Here is an 11,483-nt window from a genome sequence, read left to right as displayed (position 1 = left end):
TTTGAATACCGCTGAAAAATCATTTATCACATCTTACGAATTATCAAAATTAACAGCTACAAAAATCTTGATTGCTTATTCTTTAAAGGGGTTAGGAGAATATTATTTTAAATTAAATAATTATGAAACATCAAATAAAAAGCTGAATGAAGCATTAATTGTATTGGGTGATATTGATGATTCTGTTTTGCAACGAAATATCTATAGTTTAATAGGGTTGAATAGTATTGCACAACAAGAATGGAAGCAATTCGAGAAAGCAGATAGCTTGAGTACTTTGTATGCTAAAAAAGTGTTGAATTCCGAGAACAAAACCATTAGTATAGCAGTTCAATCTTTAAATCACGAAGCCAAAGTTAGTACCAAGAAAACATTGTTCAATGCCCAGTTAGTTGGTGTTTTTTCTCTTTTTATTTTGATTCTTATGACTTATGTTTTTTATAATAAACAAAAAAAATTAAATAAATGTATTCTTCAAAATCAAGAAGAATTGGTTGATTTTCTTCGTTAAAAGTAATTTTTTTTTCTAATATAATTTATTCATAATGAAAACGAAATGTTCTTTCGATTGTTAAACGAAGAAAAAAAATCTTCAAAATACTTTTATTTTATCAAAACATTCTTACCTTTGCATCAGGCAAGTCCTACACAACCAGCTCCTGTTGAATCCTCCAGGACGGGAACGTAGCAAAGGTATACGGTCGTAGCGGTGTGATGTAGATCGCTTGCCTATTTTTATTTCTCTAAATTTCACTCCCACTTTTTTTTACCCCATTATTTATTCATAAATTTGCAACCATTGATTTAAAGAATTCAATGGAAACAAACAAGACACCAAAGTACATTTTCGTTACCGGAGGAGTAACATCGTCGTTAGGAAAAGGAATCGTAGCTTCTTCATTAGGAATGCTATTAGAAGCTAGAGGATATAGAGTGACAATTCAAAAATTAGATCCTTATATCAATATAGACCCAGGAACACTTAATCCTTACGAGCATGGAGAATGTTACGTGACGGAAGATGGTGCAGAGACCGATTTAGATTTAGGACATTATGAGCGTTTCTTGAACCGCGCTACATCTCGTGCTAATTCAGTTACTACAGGTCGTATTTATCAAACAGTTATAGAAAAAGAACGTCGTGGAGATTATTTAGGAAAAACAGTTCAAGTTGTTCCTCATATCACAAACGAAATCAAACGTCGTATCAAATTATTAGGTAATACAGGTGATTACGATATCATCATTACTGAAATTGGAGGTACAGTGGGTGATATAGAATCTTTACCATATATCGAAACAATTCGACAATTAATTTGGGAATTAGGTGAACATAATTCTTCAGTAATTCACTTAACATTAGTACCATATTTAGCTGCTGCAGGTGAATTGAAAACAAAACCAACACAACATTCTGTTCGAACTTTAATGGAAAATGGTATTCATGCCAATATTTTAGTGACAAGAACTGAACATCATTTACCAAAAGATGTCAAAGCTAAACTGGCATTATTTTGTAATGTTCGCAAAGAAAACGTAATCGAAAGTATGGATGCAGACACAATTTATGAGGTTCCATTCTTATTACATGAACAAAATTTTGACGAAGTTGTTTTAAAAGGCTTAGATTTGCCAACTGATCAAGAACCAGATTTTACAGTTTGGAACAAATTCTTATCAAACCATAAAAATCCGAAAAACGAAATTGAAATTGCTTTAGTAGGTAAATATGTTTCGTTACATGATTCTTATAAATCAATTACAGAAGCGTTTGTACATGCTGCAGCAACTTGTGAAACAAGTGTAAAAGTTCGTTGGGTGTATTCTGGAGAAATTACAGAAGACAACGTTGGCGAGCAACTGAAAGGTGTTGCAGGAATTTTGATTGCACCAGGTTTTGGGGATCGTGGAATTTTAGGTAAAATAATTGCTGCAAATTATGCACGAAGAAATAATATTCCAACATTAGGAATTTGTTTGGGAATGCAAATTATGGCAATCGAATTTGCACGTAATGTATTAGGTTACGAAAAAGCAGATTCAGCAGAAATGGATTTAACAACGCCTTATCCAGTCATTAGTTTGATGGAAGATCAAAAAGATGTATCGGACAAAGGAGGAACAATGCGTTTAGGAAATTGGAAATGTGAATTAGCTGAGCATTCAAAAATCAAAGCAATTTATAATTCTGAAGAAATCTTAGAGCGTCATCGTCATCGTTATGAATTTAACAACGAATTTTATGATGAATTTGTTGAACATAATTTTATCCCAGTTGGTAAAAACCCAGAAACAGAATTAGTAGAAATTTTAGAACATAATCAACACCCATTTTATATTGGTGTACAATTCCATCCGGAATATAAAAGTACAGTTGCTTCGCCACATCCTTTATTTATAAGTTTTATCGAAGCTTCTTTATTGAATAAACAAAATGATTTATTAAATGCAACAAGAGAAAAAATTTGATTTTAACCAAACGATTGGTTTTATTTTAATTGCTATTCTTTTTGGCGTATTCTATTATCTTAACAGACCTTCGGAAGAACAAGTCGAAGCTCAAAAGAAAGAATTAGTCCAAAAGCAAGAGCAAGCAAAAAAACAGGAACAATTAAACAAAACAGCTACAACACAAGCTTTTCAAACTGTAGATCCTACATTAGCAAAAGATGTTGAAGTGAGTAATGATAAACTTAAAGTTAAGTTTTCGCCAAAAGGAGCTCAGATTGCTGATGTTCAAATTATCGGTTATGATGCTTTTGATGCGAAAAAAGATGGAAACAAAGATCCTTTACATTTAGTAAAAAATGGATCAAGTAAATTCAACTTATCATTCAAAACGAAACAAGGAGCTGTTCTTAATGTTTCGGATTTGGTATTTGTACCACAGGTGCAAAAAAATGCGAACAATACAATTGTGACGTTTACAGCCAATGCGGAAAATAGTCAAATTCAATACATCTATACATTAGGAGATTCTTATGGGATTGATTTTGAAGTAAAAACTCAAGGTTTATCTAATATTACTTCAGAAAATAAAGTCGATTTAGCGTGGACGATGGACGGTTTCAGTACAGAGAAAGGGAAAGATCAAGAGAAATATTGGTCACATACTTATTTTCAGTTCAAAGGAAACAAAGACATCGAATACGAATTATTTGGAGCTGATGAATGGCAAGAAGAGGAAGCAATTTCTTGGGTAGCAAATAAACAACAATTCTTTGCGACAGTTTTATCTAATGACGAAGGGTTCAAGAATACAAAAGGTGGATCTATCAATTCGGCTGAAGAAGACTTAACGTATAGTAAACATTATAATTTAAGTTCTCAAATCGATTTAAAAAATAGTGAAATCAATTCAAAATTCACATGGGATTTTATTCCATTGGATTATAAAATGTTGAAAGATTACAACGACAAAGGATTCCAAAACTTAATCGATTTTGGTTGGGGATTATTTGGTTGGTTGAATAAATATTTCTTCTTGAATATTTTCAAATGGTTAGCTTCTGTAGGAATCACTTACGGATGGGTAATCTTCTTGATGACAATCGTTGTGAAATTGGTTTTATCTCCAATTATGTACAAACAATACCGTCAATCAGCATTGATGAAAGTTGTTCGTCCTGAATTGAATGAAATCAACGAAAAATACAAGGATCCGAAAGATGCAATGAAGAAACAACAAGAAACGATGGCTATTTATCGTAATGCAGGAATTAATCCATTAGCAGGATGCTTACCAGCTTTACTACAAATTCCTATTTTCTATGCGTTGTTCCGTTTCTTCCCAAACTTAATCGACTTAAGAGGTGCTCCTTTCTGGTTCGTAGAAGATTTAACAGCTTATGATGATATCATCAGTTTGCCAGAATGGGTTCCGTTCTTAAATGGTCACTTAAGTGTATTTGCTTTATTATATATCGTTGCAATGATGGTTTATTTTAAAGTATCAGGATCTATGGACAACTTCCAAATGCCACAACAAGAAGGAATGCCAAATATGCAATTCATGAAATACATGATGTATGTAATGCCAGTTTTCTTCTTTGTATTCCTTAATAATTACGCCTCTGGACTATCATGGTATTATTTAGTTTCTAATACGATTAACATCTTTATCGTCTTATACATTAAGAGGTTCATGATTCATGAAGCAAAAATTCATCAAATTATTGAAACGAATAAAACGAAACCTAAAAAACAAGGTAAATTTGCTACTCGTATGCAAGAAATGATGAAGCAAGCTCAAGAGATGCAAGAGCAACAACAAAAAAATAAAAAGAAATAATAATTTCTAAAAGATCATTCTAAAAATCCGTTAATAATAATTAACGGATTTTTTATTCATTAAAGACAGTAAGGTTTTTATATAATTAATCTATTGTTAATAAAATGGTTAGTGTCTTTGTAAAATGTTTGTAGTGTATAAAATACACTTTTTTTGAATAAAATGTTTTTTATTTATTATTTTCAGATTATTATTGTCTTTAAATAATAAATAAGATGAATAATATTTACTCAATTAAAGACCAAACAGCAAATCCTGGACCGCTTGGTTTGTATGGATTTGCCATGACTACAATTTTACTAAATATTCATAACGCAGGTTTTTTTCCCGTCAATAGTATGATTATGGGAATGGGAGTTTTCTTTGGAGGCGGAGCGCAGTTTGTAGCTGGAGTGATGGAATGGAAAAAAGGAAATAACTTTGGTAGCATTGCTTTTATGTCTTATGGAGCATTTTGGTTATCACTTGTTTTTACTTGGTTAGCACCAATGTTTGGAGTGGAAAAAGCCGACGGAAATTCGATGGGTTGCTATTTAGGAATGTGGGGATTTTTTTCCTTAATAAATTTTTTACAAACGTTAAAAGGTAGTTTGGTTGGTAAATTACTATTTGGATCATTAACCTTATTATTCTTTTTATTGGCTGCTGCAAACTTTACGGGTGACGAAGCTATCCTAAATTTTGCTGGTTGGACCGGAATTATTTGTGGATTTATAGCTTTTTACGAAGCATCGGCAATTATGATTAATCAGAAGTACGAAAAAACAATTCTTCCATTATAAAATAAACATAAAAAAAATCCTTTCGCAAAACTGCGAAAGGATTTTTTTATATAAAGAATAACGAATTATTTATTAAACATTGGTGCTAAAAATTTTTTCCAAATAAATAGTAAAATCAACGCTCCTAAAATAGAGAACATCCAATCAAATGGACTAAAGAAACTTACTTCTCCATCATGAGAAATTCCTAATATAGTTCGCATATAAGCTCCTAAATAAGCACCAACAATACCAATTAAAGCTGTTACCCAAAAACCTCCTGGATCTTTTCCTGGCATGATGGCTTTTGCAATTCCTGCACAAATAAGCCCGAAAACAAGGTAAACTAAGAAGCTCCACACTCCTGTAATAGTCAACATAATAAATGAAGTTGTCATCATAATTAATAATATTTTTAAAGGTTGTAAAATAATGTTAAGCAAAACTTAACTAAAATCGTTCCAAAAAGATAAGAAAACTTTTTTGTATTTTTGTATTACTTATAAAATAAATTATATGTCTTTAATAAAATCAATTTCGGGTTTTCGTGGAACAATCGGAGGAAAGCCAGGAGATAACTTAACGCCCATTGATGCAGTAAAATTTGCTGCTGCTTACGGAACATGGTTAAAAAATCAATCAACTCAATCAGAGTATAAAGTGATTGTTGGCCGTGATGCTCGTATTTCAGGTCAAATGGTTTCTCAATTAGTTTGTTCTACTTTACAGGGATTGGGTATAAATGTGGTTGATTTAGGATTGTCTACTACCCCGACAGTCGAAGTAATGGTAACACATTTACACGCAGATGGAGGAATAATCTTAACAGCTTCTCATAATCCAAAAGAATGGAATGCTTTGAAATTGTTAAATGCCAAAGGTGAATTTGTTTCTGCTGAAGATGGTGCACAAATATTAGCTTTTGCTGATAAAGACGATTATACATTTGCAGAAGTCGATAATTTAGGATCTTACGAAACATTTGATGATGCAATTGACTTACATATCGAGAAAATTTTATCTTTACCTTTAGTTGACGCAGAAGCTATCCGTAACAAAAATTTTAAAGTTGCAATTGATGCAGTAAATTCGACTGGAGGAATAGCAATTCCCAAGTTGTTACAACGCTTAGGAGTGATTCATTACGATATGTATTGTGAACCAAACGGACATTTTCCACACAATCCAGAACCGTTAAAAGAACATTTAGGCGACATCTGTCAAAAGGTGGTTGATGAACAAGCTGATTTTGGAATTGTGGTTGATCCAGATGTAGATCGTTTGGCGATTATAGATGAAAAGGGTGAAATGTTTGGTGAAGAATATACATTGGTTGCAGTGGCAGATTATGTATTGTCCAAAACACCTTCAGTAACGGTTTCTAATTTATCTTCTTCTCGTGCTTTACGCGATGTGACGGAGAAATATGGTCAAAAATATTCGCCTTCAGCAGTTGGAGAAGTGAATGTTGTGGTGGAGATGAAAAATGTTGAAGCTAAAATTGGTGGAGAAGGTAACGGAGGAATTATTTATCCAGATTTACACTACGGACGCGACTCTTTAGTTGGTATCGCTTTATTCATGACACATTTAGCTGAACGAAATATTCCAGTTTCTGAATTGAGAGCATCTTATCCTGCTTATTTTATGGCAAAAAAGAAAATCGAATTAACTCCAGAAATTAACGTAGACGAATTGTTAATGAAGATTCAAGAAGTTTACAAAAATGAAGAAATCAACACTGTTGATGGTGTTAAAATAGATTTTCCAACCGAATGGGTACACTTAAGAAAATCGAATACAGAGCCAATTATTCGTATTTACACAGAAAGTACTTCAGAAGAAAATGCGAATAAATTAGCAGATAAAATGATCGAAAGTATCAAAAATATTATTTAAAACAATCTGTTTTAATTGTTTAATAAATGTGCAAAACTCTTACAATTCGTTGTGAATTTTGCACATTTTATTTTGTAAATTAGTTTGATATTATGGACGAAGATTTTTTTAATAACGAACTGATTGAACGTTTTGAACAAATGCTTGAGAATCGTGAGTATAAATATTACGATTCGGAAGATTTGGTCGAAATAATTGAATTCTACATTGAAGTAAATGATAGCGAATATGCCAAACGTGCATTGGATTTTGCAGAGAAAATGCATCCTGAAAATATAGAAATCAAGATAAAGAAGATAGAATATCTACTTTTGATTAATGAGTTGAAACGTTCGGCGAAATTAATTCAAGAACTAAAAGTAATTGCGGCTAATGAATTGGATTATTTATTAGTACAAGCACGTTTTTGGGGAATGAAAAATATGTCTCGAAAAGCAATTCGTTTTTATGAAGAGGCGTTGTCGATAGATGATGATGAAACTGATTTTATTTGCAATTGTATCGGAAACGAATTTTTAAATTTAGATGAAGTTCAGTCAGCTTTAATCGCATTTAGAAAAGCTTTAAAATTTAATCCAGAAAATGACTATTCTTTTTATTCGATTATACAATGCTTCGAAGAAATTCATAATCCAGAAGAATGCATCGACTTTTTGAAAGATTTTATTGATGATAATCCTTATTCTGAAGTAGCTTGGTTGCAACTTGGGTTATTGTATAATCATAAAAAGATGTTTAAAGAAGCTATAAACGCATTAGATTATGTTATTGCAATTAACCCAAACTCTATAGTTGGTCATACGAATAAGGCGTTTTCTTTTGAAGAGTTAGGGGATTACAACAAAGCTATTGAAACGCTAGAAGAAACTTTAGAGTATGATGATTCTCCTGCGTTGACGCATTTTAAAATTGGGGAATTGTATGAAAAATTGAAAAAACCTCAAAAGGCATTAAAAGCTTATCATATTGCCATAAAAGAAGACCCGCAATTGGATAAAGTTTGGGCAAAATCTGCTGCATTGTATGATAAGATGGGAAATTTGGATGAGGCAGAGTATTATATTCAGCGTGCAATTGAGTTAAATGATGACAACTCTGAATATTATACCAATTCTACGTATTATTTCTTGAAACAAATGAAGTTTGAGGAAGCATTAAGTAGTTTAGTAAAATTGGTTGAATTGAAACCTTTGGTTTTTAATACTTGGTTTGCCTATGTAGAGACCTTAATTGCAATTGGCGAACATGAGCAAGCAATTGCAGTTTTGTTAACAGGGGCTTTGAAGAACTTTAACCGAGCCGAATTTTTTTATCAACTAAGTAATGTTTATTATTTGATAGATGAGGATAGACTTGGGAACGAAGCATTAAGAAATGCTTTGAGTATGGATATTACAATCAAAAAAATGATGTTTGAAAATTATCCGATTCTTCAAGATAAAATAAACGATATCTTTGAAAATGATGATTAATTAAATCAAAATAGGTGATCAAATTTGACCGCCTATTATATTATGTTTAAAATTTTTTGTTCTAGAAAAATAATGTGAATAGGAAGTAAAAACCACTAGCTATAAGTGCAGAAACAGGAATTGTCAAAATCCAAGCCCAAAGTAAACTTATTGTTACACCCCAACGAACAGCAGAAACTCGTTTTACCATTCCAACACCAATGATAGAACCTGTGATGACGTGTGTTGTTGATACAGGCATTTTGATGTGTTCTGTAAAGAATAATGTAATTGCTGAAGCTGTTTGTGCAGTAAAACCTTCGATAGGGGTTATTTTTGTAATTTTGTTACCCATTGTTTTAAGAATTTTCATTCCTCCTCCTAATGTTCCTAAAGCGATTGCGGAGAAACATAAAATTGGCACCCAATCATGAATATCAGTACTACTTGAAGTGATGAACCAATCTTTCCAATGAAAGATATCATTCAAAACCCAGTCATTCATATCAGTATTTGCAATGGCAGTTTGGTTTGCAAGTAAAGCGAACGTGATTACTCCCATTACTTTTTGCGAATCATTTAATCCATGACCAATACTTAGCATAGCAGAAGAAAGCAATTGCAATTTTTTGAACCATGCATCAGCTTTATGTGGTTTAGCATTTCTACAAAGATTAAGTGTGATAATGTAAATTACGTTTCCGGCAATTAAACCAATAATCGGTGCAACAAAGATGAAAGCAATTATGGTTAAAATAATTGTACTGTTAACAGCCGAAAAATCGAAACCAGTTGCAGCTAAAGCACCTCCAGCTAATCCTCCAATTAACGTATGCGAGGAAGAGGAAGGAATACCTAATTTCCATGTTAAAATATTCCAAGTAATTGCAGCAGATAGTGCGGCCATAACGACAACAGATGGATTAGATCCAAATGCTACAACGACATCTTCTTTAATAATTTTAGCGATTGTATCTGCGACTCCAAATTCTCCGATGATATATTTTGCTATGAAAAAGGCAACAAAGTTGAAAAATGCAGCCCAAATAACTGCTTGAATTGGAGTGAGTACTTTAGTTGTAACGACTGTTGCAATAGAGTTTGCGGCATCATGAAAACCATTCAAGAAATCAAATAAAATGGCTAAGCCGATAATGATAAATAATACAGTTAGTTGCATTGCGCAAATTTAACAATTTCTTAATTTTAAAATGTCGATTTTGTGAAAATATTTTAAATAAAAAAGGAGCTTAATTTTAAGCTCCTTTAGAAATATAATGTGTTATATAAATAATGTGACAACGTAGTAAATTAATGCAGCTAATAGCGCTGAAACTGGAATGGTTAGTACCCATGCCCAAAGTAAACTAATTGTTACTCCCCAACGTACTGCAGAAACACGTTTTGTTAAACCAACACCAATGATAGATCCTGTGATGGTATGTGTTGTAGAAACTGGGATTCCGAAATGTTCAGAAATGTAAAGTGTCATTGCACCAGAAGTTTCAGCAACTACACCTTCTAATGGTGTAACTTTTGTAATCTTAGATCCCATTGTTTTGATGATTTTCCATCCTCCACCCATCGTACCTAAAGCGATTACGATAAAAGATGTAATAGGAACCCATCCCCAATGCGCAACAAAATACTGAAATTTATCTTCAGCTTGCATGTATTCTGGATCAAAATCCACATTCATATGGTAAAAAATCACTGCAGCTCCAATGATACCCATTACTTTTTGCGCATCATTCATACCGTGTCCTAAAGAGAATAGGGCAGAAGAGACTAATTGTAATTTCTTGAACCACCATTCAGCTCTTGCGGGTTTTGCTTTTTTACAAATATGAAGTGTAAGAATGGTTAAAATCGATGCGATAATCATACCGATTAAAGGTGCTAAAACGATAAAGCAAATAATTGGAATTACTTTTTTGTAAACAATCACATCTTCTCCGCCTGCTGAAAAACCTCCTGCGTGCGCAAGTGCAGCACCAATAAATCCTCCAATCAATGTATGAGAAGAAGAAGATGGTATACCGAATTTCCAAGTCAAAAGATTCCATGAAATGGCAGCGATAATTCCAGCAAGAATAACTTCTAAAGTAATAAAGTTCTCATTTACTGATTTAGCAATCGTATTACCGATTTTAAATTCTCCAATCCAATATACTGAAATAAAGTAGGCAGCAAAGTTAAATGCGGCAGCCCATAAAACAGCTTGGAAAGGGGTTAAAACCTTAGTTGCAACAATTGTCGCAATAGAATTTGCAGCGTCATGAAAACCATTAATATAATCAAAAACAAATGCTAAGAAGATAATAGTAATCAATAAGATTCCTGGCGTAGACGTGAGCATGCTCGAAAACGCTGTGAAAAATTCAGTCATATCTTAATGTTTAAGATTTAATTTTACGAATGTTTAACTGCTACTGCTTCTAATACATTTGCAACACTCTTACATTTATCTGTAGCAGATTCTAAAGAAGATAAAACCTCTTTGTATTTGATGATGTTTTTAACATCTGTTTCGTTTTCGAAAATTTCTTGTACTGCTTTATCAAAAATACGATCAGATTTGTTTTCTAACTTATTGATACGTTCACAAATTTCATAAATACGATTCACGTTGCTCAAATCTTTCAACTGTTCGATTCCTTCACCGATTAATTGACAAGCTTCTAAGTTAACAGCCGTAATTTTACGAATAGACTTCGTGATTTTATCAACCTGATAAATATTGATGCGATTCGCTGCGCCATTCAAATTGTCAGCAACATAATCAATCGATTTTACCAATTGGTAAATATCTTCTCTGTCAAAAGGAGTAATAAAATTTTTGCTTAACTCTATATTTGTTTTTTGAGTTAAATATTCAATTTTACTTTCGATTTTAGATATTTGAGCAATGTAATCTTCGCGTTCCTCAATTGGAGCATTTACACATTCATGTAACAACTCAGCTAATTTGATTAAACTTTTTGAAGCCTCCTCAAACAAAGGATAAAATACCTTATCCTTTGGAGTAAATAATTTGAAAAATGAGTTTACCGACATTTAAATAATGTTTTGAGGTGCAAA

10 protein-coding genes and 1 other RNA gene are annotated in these 11,483 nt (G+C 32.4%); 7 read left to right on the top strand and 4 right to left on the bottom strand.

What is annotated here, in order from left to right; all coding sequences use genetic code 11:
* Position 1: 1 nt before the first annotated feature.
* The 5 genes from NZD85_RS07120 to NZD85_RS07100 all read left to right on the top strand — a co-directional run bounded on the left by NZD85_RS07120 (position 2) and on the right by NZD85_RS07100 (position 5,073).
* Complete coding sequence (locus tag NZD85_RS07120; RefSeq protein ID WP_260544505.1) at positions 2–511, top strand: hypothetical protein; 510 nt, start codon at positions 2–4, stop codon at positions 509–511.
* 124 nt (positions 512–635) lie between these two features.
* Positions 636–734: signal recognition particle sRNA small type (gene ffs / locus NZD85_RS07115), an RNA gene on the top strand.
* An 82-nt stretch (positions 735–816) separates the two neighbouring features.
* Complete coding sequence (locus NZD85_RS07110; protein WP_171623129.1) at positions 817–2,469, top strand: CTP synthase; 1,653 nt, start codon at positions 817–819, stop codon at positions 2,467–2,469.
* Positions 2,447–4,291 carry a membrane protein insertase YidC gene (gene yidC / locus NZD85_RS07105; protein ID WP_225539830.1) on the top strand — a complete coding sequence of 615 codons (1,845 nt, stop codon included), beginning with the start codon at positions 2,447–2,449 and terminating at the stop codon, positions 4,289–4,291. Before NZD85_RS07110 ends, yidC begins: the two co-directional genes overlap by 23 nt.
* A gap of 215 nt (positions 4,292–4,506) precedes the next feature.
* Complete coding sequence (locus NZD85_RS07100) at positions 4,507–5,073, top strand: acetate uptake transporter (protein WP_171623131.1); 567 nt, start codon at positions 4,507–4,509, stop codon at positions 5,071–5,073.
* A 65-nt stretch (positions 5,074–5,138) separates the two neighbouring features.
* Here NZD85_RS07100 and NZD85_RS07095 read toward each other — a convergent pair whose 3' ends face one another.
* A complete protein-coding gene (locus tag NZD85_RS07095) occupies positions 5,139–5,453 on the bottom strand; it encodes a GlsB/YeaQ/YmgE family stress response membrane protein (RefSeq protein ID WP_260544502.1) in 315 nt (104 codons plus the stop codon).
* A gap of 115 nt (positions 5,454–5,568) precedes the next feature.
* On the opposite strand from NZD85_RS07095, the gene glmM reads away from it, so the two are divergent.
* A complete protein-coding gene (gene glmM / locus NZD85_RS07090; RefSeq protein ID WP_260544500.1) occupies positions 5,569–6,951 on the top strand; it encodes a phosphoglucosamine mutase in 1,383 nt (460 codons plus the stop codon).
* Positions 6,952–7,043: 92 nt separating this feature from the next.
* Positions 7,044–8,423, top strand: coding sequence for a tetratricopeptide repeat protein (locus NZD85_RS07085; protein ID WP_260544498.1), 1,380 nt, complete (start codon positions 7,044–7,046; stop codon positions 8,421–8,423).
* Between the two features lie 61 nt (positions 8,424–8,484).
* Here the strand turns inward: NZD85_RS07085 and NZD85_RS07080 are convergent, their stop codons facing one another.
* From NZD85_RS07080 to NZD85_RS07070, 3 genes are all read right to left on the bottom strand, one after another.
* The gene (locus NZD85_RS07080; RefSeq protein WP_260544496.1) at positions 8,485–9,582 is read right to left on the bottom strand and encodes an inorganic phosphate transporter; all 1,098 of its coding nucleotides are present in this window, start codon (positions 9,580–9,582) and stop codon (positions 8,485–8,487) included.
* 102 nt (positions 9,583–9,684) lie between these two features.
* Entirely contained in the window at positions 9,685–10,791 is a 1,107-nt protein-coding gene (locus NZD85_RS07075; RefSeq protein WP_260544494.1) for an inorganic phosphate transporter, read from the bottom strand.
* Positions 10,792–10,814: 23 nt separating this feature from the next.
* Complete coding sequence (locus tag NZD85_RS07070; RefSeq protein ID WP_171623136.1) at positions 10,815–11,459, bottom strand: DUF47 domain-containing protein; 645 nt, start codon at positions 11,457–11,459, stop codon at positions 10,815–10,817.
* Positions 11,460–11,483 lie beyond the last annotated feature (24 nt).

The organism is Empedobacter stercoris (assembly GCF_025244765.1).
Taxonomy (GTDB): domain Bacteria; phylum Bacteroidota; class Bacteroidia; order Flavobacteriales; family Weeksellaceae; genus Empedobacter; species Empedobacter stercoris.
The sequence above is the reverse complement of the archived record's forward strand: the minus strand, read 5'-3'. Positions and strand labels throughout refer to the sequence as shown.